The sequence below is a fragment of the Streptomyces sp. JB150 genome, from assembly GCF_011193355.1.
Lineage (GTDB): Bacteria > Actinomycetota > Actinomycetes > Streptomycetales > Streptomycetaceae > Streptomyces.
The window spans coordinates 2,208,556-2,224,461 of sequence record NZ_CP049780.1 but is presented as its reverse complement, the minus strand read 5'-3'; the positions used below and the strand labels follow the sequence as shown (position 1 = coordinate 2,224,461).

Sequence of the window (15,906 nt, the reverse complement as noted above, 5' to 3'; positions counted from 1 at the left end):
CGGACCTGCGCCTTCACCGCGACCCGCGGCAGCGGCCGCCGGCCGGCCCGACCTCCGGCCGCGCCCCCGGCGCCCATCCACCACGCGGGCCGGGGCCGCCGGCGAACCGGCGGGGTGGCACGTCAGGGAAGACCCGCGGGAGCGGGACGTACGGCACTCCGGGCCGCCCTCGCGAGCGACGGCCGCCCGGGACCCGTCGAGCGCCCCCATTCCGGCCGCCCACGTGCGTGTGTCAATTCCGGTCGTTGTCGAACACCTCCGCGCGACCACCCGCTGACGCGGTGCCCTGCGAACCGCCGCCCCGGCGGCCGTCCGAGCGTACGCGGCGGGGCCCGAGGAGGACCATGCCCGTCGCGAAAGATTCGTGCCGGACCCATTGACGCGCACGCGCTTCGACCTTACGGTCCGTTCGAAGTTACGAGCGGTATTCGATATCTCGAACGATCCTCTGGCATCCTCTGAGAGTAAGGGCAGGGAATGGGACAACCTGGCCTGAACCGCAGGCACTTGCTGGCCACCCTCGGCGGGCTGACGATCGCGGGAAGCTTCGGCTTCGCCGCGCTCGGCACCGGCGCCGACGCCCTCGCCTCCGGCGCCCGCACGCGCGTGCGGTACTGGAACCTCTTCAGCGGCGGCGACGGCTACAACATGATCGCGATGCTGGACGCCTTCCGCGCGGAGCACCCGGACATCGCCGTGAAGGACTCCACCCTCCAGTGGGGCAGCCCCTTCTACACCAAGCTCGCCATGGCCGCCGCGGGCAACCGCGCCCCCGACCTCGGCGTCATGCACCTGGGCCGGGTCACCGGCTTCTCACCCGGCCGCCTCCTGGACCCCTGGGACGTCGGCCTGCTCGCCGAGTACGGCGTGCGCGAACGGGACTTCAACCCCGCCCTGTGGCAGCGCGCCGTCGTCGACGGCAAGCTCTTCGCCCTGCCCCTCGACATCCACGTCCAGCTCTGCTTCTACCGCAAGGACGTCCTGCGAAAGGCGGGCCTGCTCGGCTCCGACGGGCGGATGGTGACCCCCACGTCCACCGGCGAGTGGTTCGCCATGCTCAAGGAGGCGAAGGCCGCCACCAGGAAGGGCCTGCAGACCATCGGCCTCTGGCACAACGACCAGAACTTCCAGTGGTGGTTCTTCGTCGCCTTCTACACCCAGCTCGGCGGCACCTGGTTCGACGACAGCCGCACCGAGGTCACCTTCGACACCGACAAGGCCGCCCAGGTCCTGCGGTTCCTGCGCCGCCACATCACCGACGGCTACGCCGACCCCGGCTACGGCGGCGCCGCGGGCGCCGAGCAGTTCGTCAACGGCTCCCCGTTCGCCTGGGAGGGCAACTGGTCGGTGCCCGTCTTCGACAGCGCGAAGGTCGAGTACGGCGCGACCCCGCTCCCGCCCGTCTTCGGCAAGCCGGCCACCCACGCCGAGTCGCACGCCTTCGTCCTGCCCCACCAGGCCGAGCGCGGCGGCCCCGCCAACGAGGCCGCGCACCGGCTCGCCGCCTACATCGTCCGGCACGCCCGGCAGTGGGCGGGCGGCGGCCACATCCCCGCCTACACGCCCACCCTGTCCACCCCCGCCTACCGCGAGCTGACCCCGCAGAGCGAGTACGTCTCGGCGATGGACCACCAGGCCACCGAGCCGAAGGTGTGGTTCGCGGGCTCCACCGGCATCCTCGCCCAGCGCGTCGGCCCGGTCGTCGTCTCCGCGACCACCGGCTCCGCCGGCCCGGACGCCGCCGCCCGCCGGATGCGGCGCACCCTCACCGAACTGCTCGCCTCGAAGAATCCCATGGACGGCAGGACCGCGGCGCAGGGAGGTGCGGTTGCATGACGACGACCAGCGCGGAGACCGTCATCGCACCGGCCCGCCCCCGCGCCGCCGCGGCCGGCGCCACCGTCCGCCGCAGGCAGGGCTTCCAGCACGGCGGCTGGTTCGTCGCCCCGTTCCTCTCCCTGTTCGCGCTCTTCGTGGTGTGGCCGCTGCTGCGCGGCCTGTACCTCAGCTTCACCGACGCCAACATCTCCGGCGAGGGCGCGAGCTTCGTCGGCCTCGACAACTACCGCGAGGCGCTGCGGGACGACCTGATGTGGGAAGCGCTCGGCCACAGCGCGTACTTCACACTCCTGGTCGTGCCCTGCATCACCGTCATGGCGTTCCTGCTGGCGATGCTCGCCCACCACATCGAACGCGGCACGTGGCTGTGGCGGCTGTGCTTCTTCGCCCCGTTCCTGCTGCCGTCCACCGTCGCCGCCAACCTGTGGCAGTGGCTGTTCAACCCCGGCACCGGGATGATCAACCACGTCTTCGGCATCGGCACGCCCTGGCTGACGGACAAGACGTACGCCATGCTCGCCGTCGTCATCACCACCCTGTGGTGGACGGCCGGCTTCAGCTTCCTGCTCTACCTCGCCGCCCTCCAGGGCATCCCCGGCCACCTGTACGAGGCCGCGAAACTGGACGGCGCGAACGCCTGGCACCGCATGGTCCGCATCACCCTGCCGATGCTGCGCAACATCACCGGACTCGTCGTCGCCCTCCAGATCCTCGCCTCGCTCCAGGTCTTCGACCAGGCCGTCGTGATGCAGGACTTCGGGCCCGGCCCGGAAGGGTCGACCCGCACCTTCGTGCAGTACACCCTCGAAGAGGGCTTCACCAGCTACCGCGTGGGCTACGCCTCCGCCATCTCCATCATCTTCTTTCTGATCATCGCGGCCGTCGCCCTCGCGCGGATGTGGCTGCTGCGCACCCGTGAGGAGGGCGGCCGATGAGCGACGCCGCACGGATCCGCGTCAGGCCCCGCAAGGCCTGGACGCCCAGCCAGATCGTCCTCACCCTCCTCGGCGCCGCCGTCGCGGCGGTGTTCCTCGCCCCGCTCGCCTGGGCCCTGTTCACCTCGCTCAAGTCCGAGACCGAGGCCGTCGAGGTGCCGGCGCACTGGCTGCCCAGGGAGTGGACCGGCCAGGCCTGGAAGGCGATCTTCGAGAACGGCGACATCACCAACTGGTTCGTGAACTCGCTGGTCGTCTCCGTCTGCGTGACCACCGTCGTGCTGGTCGTCTCCGCGCTCGCCGGATACGGCTTCGCCCGCACCGAGTTCCGCGGCAAGGCCGCCCTCATGGGCGTCGTCATGACGGGCCTCATGGTCTCCCCGGCCGTCCTCGGCGTCCCGCTGTTCACCACCGTGCAGCAGATGGGGATGGTCGACACCTACTGGGGCATGATCCTGCCGCAGTGCGCACCCGCCGCGATGGTCTACATCCTCTACAAGTTCTTCCAGGGCGTGCCGCGCGAACTGGAGGAGGCCGCCTTCATCGACGGCGCGGGCCGCTGGCGGGTCTTCTTCACCATCGTGGTCCCGCTCGCCCGCCCCTCCCTCGCGGCGGTCGGCATCTTCACCTTCATCGCGTCGTGGAACAACTTCCTGTGGCCGTACATGGTCACCAACAACCCCGACCTGATGACCATGCCGAACGGCATCGCGACCGTCATGAACTCCTACGGCATCCAGTGGGCCCAGCTCATGGCCGGCGGCCTGATGGCCGGACTGCCCCTGATCGTCGTCTTCGTCTTCTTCCAGCGGCAGATCGTGGCGGGCGTCGCCCACACGGGACTGGCCGGCCAGTGACCGGTCCGGGCCCGGACCGGCTCGCCCGGACGAAGCACGGCCGCCCCGAGCCGCCGTGAGGACGCGGGACCACCCGCGCGACCCCGCACCCCATACGACCCGCACCCGCCCACATCTGACACACCACGCACACGGAAAGGCGCCCATGCGACCCGCCCGCTTCACCCTGGACCCCGCTTTCACCGTCGGCGAGGTCAGCCCCCGTCTCTTCGGCAGCTTCGTCGAACACCTCGGCCGCTGCGTCTACACCGGCATCTTCGAACCCGGCCACCCCACGGCGGACGCGGCCGGCATCCGCCAGGACGTCCTCGGCCTCGTCCGCGAACTCGGTGTGACGGCCATCCGCTACCCGGGCGGCAACTTCGTCTCGGGCTACAAGTGGGAGGACTCCGTCGGCCCCGTCGAGGACCGCCCCCGCCGCCTCGACCTGGCCTGGCACTCCACGGAGACGAACCGTTTCGGCCTCTCCGAGTACATCGCGTTCCTGAAGAAGATCGGCCCGCAGGCGGAGCCGATGATGGCCGTGAACCTCGGCACGCGCGGCGTCACGGAGGCCCTGGAGCTCCAGGAGTACGCCAACCACCCCGCCGGCACAGCCCTGTCCGACCTGCGCGTCGCCCACGGCGACAAGGACCCGTTCGGCATCCGCCTGTGGTGCCTGGGCAACGAGATGGACGGCCCCTGGCAGACGGGCCACAAGACGGCGCGGGAGTACGGCCGGATCGCCGCCGAGACGGCCCGCGCGATGCGCCAGGCGGACCCCGCCGTCGAGCTGGTCGCCTGCGGCTCCTCGGGCCAGTCGATGCCGACGTTCGCCGAATGGGAGGCGACGGTCCTGGCGGAGACGTACGACCTGGTCGACTACATCTCCCTGCACGCCTACTACGAGCCGGTCGACGGCGACGTGGACTCCTTCCTCGCCTCCGCCGTCGACATGGAGTCCTTCATCGAGAACGTCGTCGCCACCTGCGACCACGTGGGCGCCCGCCTGAAGTCGAAGAAGAGGATCAACCTCTCCTTCGACGAGTGGAACGTCTGGTACCTCTCCCGCTGGGAGGAGCGGGCCCAGACCTTCGAGCAGCACGACTGGCCGGAGGCACCCCGCCTGCTGGAGGACAACTACAGCGTCACCGACGCGGTCGTCTTCGGCTCGCTCCTGATCGCCCTGCTCCGCCACGCGGACCGCGTCACGGTCGCCTGCCTCGCCCAGCTGGTGAACGTCATCGCCCCGATCATGACGGAGCCCGGCGGCCCCGCCTGGCGCCAGACGACGTTCTTCCCCTTCGCCCAGGCGTCGAAGTACGGCCGCGGCGAGGTGCTGGACGTCCGTGTCGACTCCCCGACGTACGAGACGGCCAAGTACGGCGAGACGGACCTGCTGCACGCCACCGCCGTCCGCGCGGAGGACGGCACGGTCACCGTGTTCGCCGTCAACCGCGGCCGCACCGGGTCCCTGCCGCTGGAGGTCGCCCTGAACGGCCTGGGCGTCACCCGGGTCGTCGAGCACACCGCCCTCGCGGACGCCGACCCCGACGCCCGCAACACCCTCACCGACCCCGACCGGGTCACCCCCCACCCCGTCGAGGGCACGACCCTCACCGACGGCCGCCTCACCGCCGTCCTGGAACCGCTGTCCTGGAACGTGATCCGCCTGGCCTGACCCGCCACCTCACCGGCGCCGCCGGAGCACCCCTCACCTCCGGCGGCGCCGCCGCGCTCGCTACCGTGGCGGGCATGGCGGTACGCGACCGGTGAACAGGCGACGGCAGAAGAAGCTGACACGGGGGCTGGTACGGGCGGCGATGCTCGGGGACGAGGCGGAGGCACGGCGGCTGTTGCGGGCCGGCGCGGACGCGCGCAGGCCCGACGCCCAGGGCACCACGCCGCTGTACGCGGCGTCCGTGCACGGGGCCGCCGGGATCGCGCGGATGCTGCTGGAGGCCGGTGCCGAGCCCGATGCGGAGAGCGGACACGGCAGCGAGGGGCTGCCGTTGTGCGCGGCGGCGTGCTGGGGGCACACCGAGACGGTCCGTGTCCTTCTCGGGCACGGGGCTGATCCCCACATCCGGGAGGACGGCGGGAGCGGGATGAGCCCCCTGGAATGGGCACTCAGGGGGCCGTATCCGGAGACGGCCGAGGCGCTGAGGAATGCCGGGGCCTCCGTCGCGGGAGACCGGCGACCAGGCGTCGGGAGTGGCCCGGTGGCGCCCGGAGGATCGGAGTCCGCCCGATGAGGGTGCCGCCGGCCTCGGCGCCGGCCGGACTCGCCTCGGCGCTCCGGTCGCTGGGCGTGGCGGACCCCGCGCCGCGCGAGCGGTGGGAGGGGGACGCCTGGGTGGCCGACTGGGACGGCGACGTCCACGGCCACGACGTGTACGTCCTCGTCATGGGCGCCCGAGAGCACCCCCAGAGCGTCCGGCTCATGCTGGACGAGTTCACGTTCGAGGACGTGCGCACGGAGCACGTGGGGGAGTTGGTGCGCAAGGCGCTCACCGGAGACGCCCGCGTCACACGCCGCCGCGCGCTGCTGTCCAGACAGCTCGTCCTCGAAGTCCGGACCGGCCCGGTGACGTACTCGGCGAGCGTGAGCGGCGCCTGTGCGGACGACCTCTCCGCCTGGGCGAGGCCTCTGGCCACCCAGTGACGGAGCGGCCCGGCACTCGGTAACCACCGGATGACGGGCCGCCCATCTCACGTCGGCGCCGGACCTGCCGGCGCACCAGCTCGCCCAGTGGCGTCTCGACGCTGTGCCGGCCGTGGATCACCTGCCGTTCGCCCGCGTGCCGCCCCAGGCGAACACATACCGGTTCCGCTCCCGGTCGAACGTGACGCCGATGTCGACGCCCTCGACGCCGTAGTGCTGCCGCAGGCACTCGACCACAGCCGCGGCGGCCACCTCCTCCTGGTAGTCCGGCAGCATCGGCACCTCCCAGGCGAGGACCCGGAGGACCACGACACCGGGCCCGGGCCGGAGGGCGTCGAGCCGGTCGGCGACCAGGCCCAGTCCGAACCGCATCCACTCCTCGTCCGCCGGGACGACCCCCGGCGGTGGCACCCACCAGACCGGCGAGTCGCCGATCGCGTGTGCCTCGGGCGGCGGGGTCTCCACGCGCCCGACGTCGAGGGAGACGCGCGCGACCAGCCCCCAGGGGCCGATGCGCAAGCGGTACGTATGGGTGAACGCCAACCCGTCAGCCGTCCGCGCCCAGCCGCCGGCGAAGCGGCTCCGGAAGCGGGTAGGGGCGCTCGACGGGGAGGAGTTCCAAGGCGTCCTCGCTCCTCCCGGCCAGTACTGCGGAGTGCACCGAACGGGCCAGTTCGGTCACGTCCGTCATGCCGACGATCCAGTCGTCCACATAGCGGGTCACGGCCTCACCGGACAGGCCCACCTGAATGGCCCGCCACGGCTGCGGCTCCAGATGGACCGACCGGTCCGGATCCCACTGCACGCGCACCGGACAGGCGGCGACCTGCGCCCGCCACTCGTCCCGGTCCGCGTGCACTTCGGGCTGGAAGTGGCTGAGCGCGGAGTGGGCCAGTGCCCACTCGAAGCCGGCGCGGTCGATGTCGATCCGCAGGACGCGTTCCTGGCCGGGCTTCTGGGCCCAGCCGCAGCGGTACATCATCCACAGGAACGAGGGTTTGATCCACGTCATGCGTTCGCGCTTGAACGGTGCCACGAACGTACCCGCGCGCAACGCCGGTTCGGCGATGTCCGGCGGATAGGCCTGATAGACCGTGATCACGGAGTCCGTGTAGGCCGCGCGCACGACACGGGCGGGTACTGCCTGGGTCATGCGCCGGACACCTCGGACGACCAGGTGCCCGCCTTGTGGATCTCCGGCCCGTCGACGCGGGCCGCACCGGCCGTGTACAGCAGCCACAGCAGTTCGAGGGACCCGAAGAAGGATTCCCCCCAACTGTCGACCCAGACGCGTACACGCGACGGGCCGACCGCAGTCACGTCCCAGAATTCCCAGCCGCGGGAATCGTCCTCGGGGTCGAACCGGTAGATCCAGGTCTGGAGGGACCAGGGATTTCCACCGCTCGCGTTTCCGTACGCGGTGCGGCCCTCCTGGGAAAACGTCTCCGTCGGCTCGCCGTCGCGCGCGGAGACGGTCGTGAACCAGTCCGGGAAGTCGTCCGCCGGCAGGTCCTCGTCGTCGAATTCCGCCGTGCAAGCCAGCCGCAGCGCGGCCGTCAGGACATGCCGTACCCGCTGGGCGTACTCCTCGGGGGAGCCGACGGCGACCTCGACGGTGAACGCGGCCAGCACCGGCGGCGCCGCCTCGGCCGGCGGACGCTGCCGTACGCGATCCAGTTCGGCGGCGACGCTCTCCTCGCTGTGGATCATTCGCCGATCCTATCCTTCCCGCACCACGTGCCCGGAGTCGGGGATGATCGCGTCCCGGAGTCCGTCGAGGAGTTTCGCGGGAATCCCGTAGAGGTCGGGTCCCTTGGTCGGGTCCGAGATCTCCGGATATTCCTTGAGGAGGTCTTTCCATTCCTTCCGGGTGAAGGCGTCACCATCGGGATGGTCGTCCTTGTCCTGAGGCAGAGCGGCTTCGCGGATCGCGTCCCGGTAATCCCTGGGGACTTCGAAGGACACGATCTGCCCGGTGTCGCCCCGGAATTCGATCGTGTGGCTGATGTCGTCGCTCATGTTGAGGTAGAGCTTGCCGTTCCCCGTGATGGTCACCTCGTTGTTCTCACCGATGTGCACCCGCTGGCTCAGCGGATGGTCGGTCTGCTTGCGGTAGACCGTGATGGTGTCCTTCTCGCAGCCGGCGAGCCCCAGCGGGTCCAGCCACGTGTGCGGGTTGTGCACATACGCCGCCGGGTTGGGCGCCGGTGCCAGGCCCAGAGGGTCGGCGGTGAGGTAGCGGGCGGTCTCCGGGTCGTAGTGGCGGTAGCAGTTGTAGTGGAGGCCGGTCTCGGGGTCGCTGTACTGGCCGGGAAAGCGGAGCGGGGTGTAGGCGGTGGCGTCCCTGTTCCACGTCGTGGTGCCCCAGAGGGTGGTGCGGGTCCGCCAGGCGATGTTGCCGTGCTCGTCGACCAGTTCGCGGGGGGAGCCGACGAGGTCGGTGACGATGGCGAAGAAGCGGGAGTCGATCTCCTCCTGCGGGGCGTCCGCCGCGGTGATCCGCTCGGTCTGCGCGATGGGGTGCAGGCCTTGGTGGTCCCACGTGAGGGTGACCGGGTTCGGCAGGCCGGCCGACCAGGTGGTCTGCTCGCACAGCTTGGTGCCGTCCCAGGTGAAGTCGACGCGTTCGACGACCGTCTCGCCGTCGGCACCGAGGCGCAGCTTGGCGGTGCGGCGGCCGAGGGGGTCGTAGGTGTAGCGCCAGACGGTGCCGTCCGGGGTGGTGACCCGGGTGAGCCGGTCCTCGGTGTCCCACTCGTACCGCCAGGTGTCCGGCTTGCGCGACAGCCGGGTCTTGCGGCGCAGCGTGACGCGGCCCAGCGCGTCGTGTTCGTAGCGGACGTTGCCGGCGCGGGTGATGCGGGTGCCGGTGTAGGCGCGCTCCCCGGTGGCCTCCTGGCCGGGGTGGGCGGCGGGCCACTCGGCGTGTGTCTGGTTGCCGGCCTCGTCGTAGGCGTAGCTCTCGCTCCAGCCCTCGGCGCGCACGGCGGTGACCCGGCCGGCCGGATCGAGCTCGAAGGCGCGCGGGCCGTTGATCCGGTCGTCGAGAGCGGCGAGGTGGCCGTCGGCGCGGTAGGTGTAGGCGCGGTGCTGGAGGGTGCGGCCGTCGGCGGCCATGGCCGTCTGGGCGGCGAGCCGGCCCAGCGGGTCGTAGGCGTTTTCGAGGGTGAGGAAGTCGCCGACCCGCCGGGTGAGTTCGCGGCCGGCGGCGTCGAAGGCGACGTCGACGTGGCGGCCGGAGGCGACCAGGCTGGTGCGGCGGCCCGCCGCGTCGTACGACCAGGTGCTCGTCGCACCGGTGGGTGTGATGCGCCCGTTGCGGCGCCCCAGTTCGTCGTAGGTGTACGTGAGCGTGCGGCCGTCGACGGTCTCGGACCGGATGAGGCCGTACCGGTCGCGCTCGATGGTCAGCCGGCTGCCGTCGGGGCCGGTGGCCTCGACCAGCCGGCCGATCGCGTCGTACGCGAAGGTCGTGACGCGTCCGGCGGCGTCCTTGCGGAGGATCTGGCCCAGGGCGTTGCGCTCGAAGACGGTGGTCCGGCCCAGGGCGTTGGTGCGGGCGGTCAGGCGGCCCGCGGCGTCGTGCCGGTAGCGGAGCGTGCGGCCGTCGAAGTCGGTCTCGGAGATCAGCCGGCCCGCCGCGTCATGCGTGTACGTCCAGGTCAGGCCCTGCGGGTTGGTGACCCTGGTGAGGCGCAGCTCGGTGTCGTGGGTGAACTCGTAGCGCACGCCGTCCGGGGTGGTGCGTGCGGTGAGCAGGTCGAAGTGGGTGTACTCGAAGCGGGTCTCGCCGCCCAGCGGATCGGTGTGGGCGGTGCAGTTGCCCTCGCCGTCGTAGGTCCACGACTCCCGGGTGCCGTCGGGAAGGATGCGCCGGGCCAGCTGGTTCTCGGGAGTCCACTCCATGCGGATGGTGGCGCCCGTGGGGTCGGTACGGGTGACGGGCCGGCCGAGGGCGTCGTGGGTCTGGCGGGTGACCGCGCCGAGCGGGTCGGTGATCTCCTGGGGCAGGCCGGCCGGGTTGCAGCGGATCGTGGTGACGTTGCCGAGCGGATCGGTGACCGAGGTGAGGCGGCCCGCCTCGTCATAGCCGAAGCGGGTGGTGTGGCCGGCCGGCGTGGTGACCGACGTGCGGTTGCCACGGGGGTCGTACGTGTACCGGGTGACGTTGCCGTCGGGGGTGCGGATGCCGACCGGCTGAGGGAACGCGCCGTACTCGGCGGTGGTCTCGGTGCCGTCGGGACGCACCACGGCGACGAGTCGCCCCGCGTCGTCGTAGCGGTGCACCACGGTGTGGCCGGTCGGGTCGGTGCGGCTGAGCAGCCGGTCGCGGAGGTCCCAGGTCTGGGTGGTGGTGTTGCCGAGCGGATCGGTGACGGCGACGATCTGGCCCAGCGGATTGGCACGGTAGACGGTGGCGTGGCCCAGGGAGTCGGTGTAGGTGACGGTGGTCGTGCCGTCGGGGTCCGGCCCCGCGTAAGAGATACGGGAGTTCAGGATGCCGTCGCTGCCGTGCGTGGCGGTGACCCGGCCGTGCTCGTCGTAGGTGTACGTGAAGGTGGTGCCGTTGCTGTCGTGCCAGCCGGTGACGCGGTGCGCGGTGTCGTAGGTGTAGCGGGTGGCCGCGTCGACGGCGTTGACGACCTCCACCAGGTCGCCGTCCTCGTCGTAGCGGTAGGCGCGCAGGCGCAACGGGCCGTCCTCGGTGAGGGCGTGCACGGAGGTGACCCGGCCGGTGTCCGCGTCGCAGACCGGCGTCAGCCGGTAACCGCCGGAGTGGGTGATCCCGGTCAGGAGACCGTTCGTGTCCCGTTCGAACGAGACGTGGTTGTGGTTGCGGTCCTCGACCTGGGCCAGCCACCAGACGTCCCTGATCGTTTCGGCCGGCTCGAAGGAGCGGGTGAGGCCGGTGTGCGGGTCCTGCACCACGAGGACGTACGAGCTGCCCTGGGAGACGTACGTCAGCGGCAGGCGTTCGCCCGCCACCGGGTCGACGCGATCACCGACGAGGTCCGGGGTGCGCGGGTAGTAGAGGCTGGAGCCGTCCTCACGGCGCCACCACACGCCGCCTGTCCGTGTATCCCGCTCCAGGCGCTCGTCGAGCGTGGACGCCCAGGACGGGCCGAAGGCGGTGCCGTGGGTGTATCCGGTGAGGTGCGTGCGGCGCAGGGTCAGCGGCAGCACGCCGGGCAGGTCGACGTCGGTCTGCGCCATGACCATCTGGCCGGTGGCCATGTCGATGGGGTCGCCGCAGGTCTCCTTGTCCGCCAGCGCGCGGGCCTGCCTGGAGCGTTCGGGCAGGTTCGGGTCGCGCTTGGCGTCCGCGTCGGTTTTGGGCCGGGTGCCCGCACCGGACCCGCCGTCCCCGTCCTTGCCGTCGCCGTGCTTGCCGACATCGATCCCCTTGGCCCGGTCACCGACGCCGCGGTCGTTGCCCTTGTGCAGCCGGGAGGCGGCCTTCACCCGCGCAGGCACGGTCTCCGTGATGTGCTTGGCGACCTTGTCCATGGCCTTGTCGGTGCCCTTGAGCGCGCCGTGCAGCACGCTGTCGAAAGCCTCCGTGAAGGGGTCGCGGCCCTTGCTCCGGCCGAACGCGGTGCGGGCGCGGTTCAGCGGTGAGGAGGCGGCCAGGCGCAGTTCCCCGCCGTGCTTCGACACCTTTCCGGCGCCGTCCTCGAACTCGAAGTGGTCGATCCGGGTCCGTTTCTGCGGACCGCCGCCGCTGTCACCGCCGCCCGCCGAGGCCAGCTGCATCCCGCCCTTGCCGCCGTGCCCGCCGTGGTCACCGCCACCGCCGTCGGCGGGCGGCATGGAGAACGCGCCTTCGGCCAGGTCGAGCACCATGTCCTCGACCATCGCCTCCAGTTTGGCGTTGACCGGCTCGGTGAGCTTGGCGAGCACCTCGTCGACGATCCGCTCCACGGCCTCGTCGATGATCCGCTTGACCACCTGGCGCATCGCCGCGACCTCGGCAGCGCCGATCAGCGCGGACAGCCCGCCGGTGACCACGGCGAGACCGGCCGAGATCCCGACCGAGGCGGCCATCACGCCCAGCTCGATCTCGGCCTTGCGCTTCATCCCGAAGATGATGTCGGCGAGGGTGTCACAGGCGTCCGCGAACAGCCGGGCGAGCTCGGGGAGCTTCTCCAGGTGGCTGCCCTTGACCTGATTCCAGTGCTTCTCCATGGCGTCGACGGCCCAGCCCTCGGAGGAGGACAGGATCCGGGAGAACGCCTTGTGCGCGTCGCCGCCGTGGCCCTCGAACTTGTCCGCGAAGTCCCGCATGGCTTCGGCCATCTCGCGGTAGTCGTCCTCGTCCACGTTCGGGAAGTTGATCCCGATGAACTCCAGGACCTCGTCGAGCCAGCCCGGAATCGTGTAACCCATGCGTGTCGTCCCCGTAGCGGTGATGCCGTCGAACTGTATGGGGGACGCCCGGAGCCGAGCCGCCGGTTGCGCCCGGCGCCCCGGCTGTGTGCGCTACGCCCGCTGTCCGCCCGAGACCGGCGAAGCCACGGCACCGAGGAAGTCGCCCCAGGCGGCGGGGGAGAGGGCGAGGCGGGGGCCGGCCTTGTCCTTGGAGTCACGGACGTGGATGGTGGCGGGGGTGAGGGCGACTTCGACGCAGTCGCCGGACCCGCTGCTGCTGTAGCTCGACTTGAACCAGGCCAGCTCGCTGGTGCTCATAGGTCTCCTCGCATGCGGTGCAGCAGGCTCACGGAGTCGGAGGGGGAGAGAGCCTGTGCTCGCATCCTGGCATACCTCCCTTGCAGCACGCTGACCACTTTCCGGTCCGAGATGAGCTGACCGCTCTGCTGTCCTTCGAGGTATCCGAACCATGTGTTGTCCGGAGTTTCCAGCAGTTGCAGAGGGCCGTGAAGTCCTGCGTGGTCGTGCCGCACCAGCGGCATGACCTGGATCTCTACGTTTCGAAGTGAGGCGACTTCCAGGATGTGATCGATGAGCCCGTGGGTCACCCTCGCGCCGCCGGTTCGGCGCAGGAAGACGTGTTCCTCGATGATGAAGCTGAACACGGTGTTCGGCCGGTGTCGTAACAGCTGCTGCCGGTCCGCGCGCGCCTGCCACTGCGCTTCGATCTGGTCGTCGCTCAGCGGCGGCAACTCATCATCGAACAACTGGCGTGCGTACGCTTCCGTCTGCAACAGCCCAGGAACCATGCGGCACTCGTAGGTGTTCAGCGAAATGGCCGTCCTCTCCATCTGTGCCCACCGCCGGAACCACGCGGCCAACCCCGGCTGACGCCCGAGGTGTTTCGCTGCCCTCCGCAGCACCCCGGTGTTTCCGGTTGCCTCCTCCGCCCCCTCCACGAACGCCGGGTCCGGCATGCGTCGGCCCAACTCGACGGACGCGACAGTGTGCTTGGAGAAGCCGACGCGGTCGCCAAGTTCCTCCCTGCTCAGCCCCGCGTGCTCGCGCAACGCCTGGACCATCGCGCCGAACGTCCGCATGCTGTCCGACGACTCGGGCTCGCCGCCCGTCCCCACCGCGACCTCGACCACCATCGGCCTCACCTCCCGCGCATATCGTCACGGCCAGTGACTGGTACTGTCCAGGCCGTGACCGCGTACGCTGCCCCTGCGTACGCGGCCCTCACCTGGTGAACAGCCCTTCCGCACCGCCACATTGGCCCCATGACCGCACCCTCCACCCCCCACGGGCCGATTACCGTACGTGTGTTCACCCAGCGCCTCAGTGCGACCCCGCGCGGTGCCCGCCTCGCCCGTCACCTCGCGCTGCACCAACTCGCCGCCTGGGGCGTGCCGTACGGCACCGACGCCTCCGACGCCGTCGCGGCGATCGTCGCCGAGCTGGCGGCGAACGCCGTGACCCACGGCCGTGTGCCCGGCCGGGACTTCGAGCTGCGGCTCGCGCTCGTGCCGGGAAGCGTGCGGATCGAGGTCGCCGACACGCGCACCCCGCAGCGCCCGCCCGGCCCCGGTGACGTACGGCCGCCGCACCCGCTCGCCGAGGCGGGGCGGGGCCTCGTGCTCGTGGACGCGCTGGCCGACCGCTGGGAGGTGCTGGAGCGCGCGCCGGGCAAGACCGTGCGCGCGGAGGTCGATCTGCCGGGATGGCTGCGTTTGTTCCGTGCGTGACGGGCGAGTTCGTGTGCGAACCGTTGACGGCGAAACCGTTCGATTCTACGGTCCCGTTCGCAGTGGCGATCGTTGTTCGAGATGTCGAAAATACGACCCGCAGAACGGGAGCACCCCCACATGAGCCGCACCCGCGCCACCCTCCTCGCCCTCCCCGCCGCCGCCCTCCTCGCCCTGGTCCCCTCCACGGCGTCGGCGTACCCGAACCCCGGCCACGTGACCGGGGCCACCGTCGTGCACGACCCGACGATGATCCGCACCCCGTCGGGCCAGTACCTGCTGTACGCCACCGGCGGCGGCATCGCGAACCGGACCTCCACCGACCGCACCGCCTTCCGGGCGGGCGCCGACGCGTTCTCCTCGCGGCCCGGCTGGTGGCCGGCCTACTCCTCCGTCCCGGAGGCCTGGGCGCCGGACATCTCGTACCAGGGCGGGAAGTACCTGATGTACTACTCCGTCTCGAAGTTCGGCTCCAACACCTCCGCGATCGGTCTCGCCACCTCCACCACCGGCCAGCCGGGCAGCTGGGCCGACCAGGGCATCGTCTACACCTCGAACGCGTCGAGCGACTACAACGCCATCGACCCGAACCTGTTCGTCGACGGCGACGGCAAGTGGTGGCTGTCCTTCGGCAGCTGGTGGAGCGGGATCAAGATGATCCAACTCAACCCCGGCACCGGGAAGCAGCTCTCGACCAACACCACCCGCTACTCCCTGGCCTCGCGGCCGACCGGCACCAAGGCCGTCGAGGCGCCGTTCATCGTCAAGCGGGGCGGCTACTACTACCTCTTCGCCTCGTACGACACCTGCTGCGCCGGCACCAGCTCCACGTACAAGGTGAAGGTCGGCCGCGCCACCTCCGTCACCGGGCCGTACGTCGACAAGAACGGCGTCTCCCTCATGAACAACGGCGGGACGCCGGTCCTGGAGTCGCACGGCAGCGTCATCGGGCCCGGCGGACAGTCGATCCTGAAGGACGTGGACGGCGACCTGATCGTCTACCACTACTACGACGGCAACGACAACGGCACGCCCAAGCTCGGCATCAACCTGCTGAACTGGAGCAGCGGCTGGCCCGTCGCCTACTGACCCGCCGCCCGGCCCATCCCGGGCGCGTTCGGCACGCCGCCGGGGGCGGGCCAGCCCGTCGCGGGGGCCGGGGTCAGGCCGTCGGTGCCGCGGACCTGGGCGGCGGTGAGGCCGCCGCGCGCGGGCACGCCGGGCGGCGTGGGACCCACCGGGGCCACCGGACCCATCGGGGCCACCGGAGCCACCGGAGCCGGGGCCGGGAAGGACGCCGGGGACGGGAACGGGGCCGGAGCGGGGGCCGGTGCCGGGGCCGGTGGTGAGGGCTGGGACACCGGAAGCGCGGCGGCCGGCGCGGAGAAGGGCATCGGCTCGGCCACGGGCATCGGCACGGGCACCGGCTCGGGCGCGCGCTCGGCCACGGGCAGCGGCTCGGGCACCGGCACGGGCATGGGCTGCGGCGCCGCGGGCCGGGCCGCCGCCGGCTG

General features: G+C 71.2%; 15 protein-coding genes and 1 pseudogene. 9 read left to right on the top strand and 7 right to left on the bottom strand.

The window, feature by feature from the left end:
• Positions 1-477 precede the first annotated feature (477 nt).
• The 6 genes from G7Z13_RS10380 to G7Z13_RS10355 all read left to right on the top strand — a co-directional run bounded on the left by G7Z13_RS10380 (position 478) and on the right by G7Z13_RS10355 (position 6,275).
• Complete coding sequence (locus tag G7Z13_RS10380; RefSeq protein ID WP_165998070.1) at positions 478-1,836, top strand: extracellular solute-binding protein; 1,359 nt, start codon at positions 478-480, stop codon at positions 1,834-1,836.
• Entirely contained in the window at positions 1,833-2,774 is a 942-nt protein-coding gene (locus G7Z13_RS10375) for a sugar ABC transporter permease (protein ID WP_165998069.1), read from the top strand. Before G7Z13_RS10380 ends, G7Z13_RS10375 begins: the two co-directional genes overlap by 4 nt.
• Positions 2,771-3,631, top strand: a complete 861-nt coding sequence (locus G7Z13_RS10370; RefSeq protein WP_165998067.1) for a carbohydrate ABC transporter permease — start codon at positions 2,771-2,773, stop codon at positions 3,629-3,631. Before G7Z13_RS10375 ends, G7Z13_RS10370 begins: the two co-directional genes overlap by 4 nt.
• A 145-nt stretch (positions 3,632-3,776) precedes the next feature.
• Positions 3,777-5,291 carry an alpha-N-arabinofuranosidase gene (locus G7Z13_RS10365; protein ID WP_165998063.1) on the top strand — a complete coding sequence of 505 codons (1,515 nt, stop codon included), beginning with the start codon at positions 3,777-3,779 and terminating at the stop codon, positions 5,289-5,291.
• 91 nt (positions 5,292-5,382) lie between these two features.
• Positions 5,383-5,865 (top strand): ankyrin repeat domain-containing protein, encoded by a 483-nt coding sequence (locus G7Z13_RS10360; protein WP_165998061.1) that lies wholly within the window; start codon positions 5,383-5,385, stop codon positions 5,863-5,865.
• Positions 5,862-6,275, top strand: a complete 414-nt coding sequence (locus G7Z13_RS10355) for a hypothetical protein (protein WP_165998059.1) — start codon at positions 5,862-5,864, stop codon at positions 6,273-6,275. Before G7Z13_RS10360 ends, G7Z13_RS10355 begins: the two co-directional genes overlap by 4 nt.
• A 117-nt stretch (positions 6,276-6,392) precedes the next feature.
• On the opposite strand, the gene G7Z13_RS10350 is transcribed toward G7Z13_RS10355, so the two are convergent.
• The 6 genes from G7Z13_RS10350 to G7Z13_RS10325 form a co-directional block, all read right to left on the bottom strand.
• Positions 6,393-6,818 carry a hypothetical protein gene (locus G7Z13_RS10350; RefSeq protein ID WP_206313041.1) on the bottom strand — a complete coding sequence of 142 codons (426 nt, stop codon included), beginning with the start codon at positions 6,816-6,818 and terminating at the stop codon, positions 6,393-6,395.
• A 4-nt stretch (positions 6,819-6,822) separates the two neighbouring features.
• Complete coding sequence (locus tag G7Z13_RS10345) at positions 6,823-7,428, bottom strand: DUF4291 domain-containing protein (RefSeq protein WP_165998054.1); 606 nt, start codon at positions 7,426-7,428, stop codon at positions 6,823-6,825.
• Entirely contained in the window at positions 7,425-7,985 is a 561-nt protein-coding gene (locus G7Z13_RS10340) for a hypothetical protein (RefSeq protein WP_165998052.1), read from the bottom strand. The genes G7Z13_RS10345 and G7Z13_RS10340 overlap by 4 nt, the downstream gene beginning before the upstream one ends.
• 9 nt (positions 7,986-7,994) lie before the next feature.
• On the bottom strand, positions 7,995-12,662 hold the full coding sequence (locus G7Z13_RS10335; protein ID WP_165998049.1) for a DUF6531 domain-containing protein: 4,668 nt from the start codon (positions 12,660-12,662) through the stop codon (positions 7,995-7,997).
• A 93-nt stretch (positions 12,663-12,755) separates the two neighbouring features.
• Complete coding sequence (locus tag G7Z13_RS10330; protein WP_165998046.1) at positions 12,756-12,962, bottom strand: DUF397 domain-containing protein; 207 nt, start codon at positions 12,960-12,962, stop codon at positions 12,756-12,758.
• Entirely contained in the window at positions 12,959-13,798 is an 840-nt protein-coding gene (locus G7Z13_RS10325; RefSeq protein ID WP_165998044.1) for a helix-turn-helix transcriptional regulator, read from the bottom strand. Before G7Z13_RS10325 ends, G7Z13_RS10330 begins: the two co-directional genes overlap by 4 nt.
• A gap of 129 nt (positions 13,799-13,927) precedes the next feature.
• On the opposite strand from G7Z13_RS10325, the gene G7Z13_RS10320 reads away from it, so the two are divergent.
• Complete coding sequence (locus G7Z13_RS10320; protein WP_165998042.1) at positions 13,928-14,392, top strand: ATP-binding protein; 465 nt, start codon at positions 13,928-13,930, stop codon at positions 14,390-14,392.
• A gap of 120 nt (positions 14,393-14,512) precedes the next feature.
• Positions 14,513-15,481 (top strand): arabinan endo-1,5-alpha-L-arabinosidase, encoded by a 969-nt coding sequence (locus tag G7Z13_RS10315; RefSeq protein ID WP_165998040.1) that lies wholly within the window; start codon positions 14,513-14,515, stop codon positions 15,479-15,481.
• Here the strand turns inward: G7Z13_RS10315 and G7Z13_RS34080 are convergent.
• A complete protein-coding gene (locus G7Z13_RS34080) occupies positions 15,475-15,630 on the bottom strand; it encodes a hypothetical protein (RefSeq protein ID WP_277347395.1) in 156 nt (51 codons plus the stop codon). The two genes, G7Z13_RS10315 and G7Z13_RS34080, sit on opposite strands and share 7 nt — an antisense overlap.
• Between G7Z13_RS34080 and G7Z13_RS34075 the strand changes: the two are divergent.
• Positions 15,620-15,906, top strand: a pseudogene (locus tag G7Z13_RS34075) (hypothetical protein); the annotation flags it as partial. The gene G7Z13_RS34080 and the pseudogene G7Z13_RS34075 sit on opposite strands and share 11 nt — an antisense overlap.

Bases quoted from the DNA above. Each gene is read 5' to 3' on its own strand.
- G7Z13_RS10380 (WP_165998070.1), top strand. From the start codon at position 478: ATGGGACAACCTGGCCTGAACCGCAGGCACTTGCTGGCCACCCTCGGC.
- G7Z13_RS10375 (WP_165998069.1), top strand. From the start codon at position 1,833: ATGACGACGACCAGCGCGGAGACCGTCATCGCACCGGCCCGCCCCCGC.
- G7Z13_RS10370 (WP_165998067.1), top strand. From the start codon at position 2,771: ATGAGCGACGCCGCACGGATCCGCGTCAGGCCCCGCAAGGCCTGGACG.
- G7Z13_RS10365 (WP_165998063.1), top strand. From the start codon at position 3,777: ATGCGACCCGCCCGCTTCACCCTGGACCCCGCTTTCACCGTCGGCGAG.
- G7Z13_RS10355 (WP_165998059.1), top strand. From the start codon at position 5,862: ATGAGGGTGCCGCCGGCCTCGGCGCCGGCCGGACTCGCCTCGGCGCTC.
- G7Z13_RS10345 (WP_165998054.1), bottom strand. From the start codon at position 7,428: ATGACCCAGGCAGTACCCGCCCGTGTCGTGCGCGCGGCCTACACGGAC.
- G7Z13_RS10340 (WP_165998052.1), bottom strand. From the start codon at position 7,985: ATGATCCACAGCGAGGAGAGCGTCGCCGCCGAACTGGATCGCGTACGG.
- G7Z13_RS10335 (WP_165998049.1), bottom strand. From the start codon at position 12,662: ATGGGTTACACGATTCCGGGCTGGCTCGACGAGGTCCTGGAGTTCATC.
- G7Z13_RS10330 (WP_165998046.1), bottom strand. From the start codon at position 12,962: ATGAGCACCAGCGAGCTGGCCTGGTTCAAGTCGAGCTACAGCAGCAGC.
- G7Z13_RS10325 (WP_165998044.1), bottom strand. From the start codon at position 13,798: ATGGTGGTCGAGGTCGCGGTGGGGACGGGCGGCGAGCCCGAGTCGTCG.
- G7Z13_RS10320 (WP_165998042.1), top strand. From the start codon at position 13,928: ATGACCGCACCCTCCACCCCCCACGGGCCGATTACCGTACGTGTGTTC.
- G7Z13_RS10315 (WP_165998040.1), top strand. From the start codon at position 14,513: ATGAGCCGCACCCGCGCCACCCTCCTCGCCCTCCCCGCCGCCGCCCTC.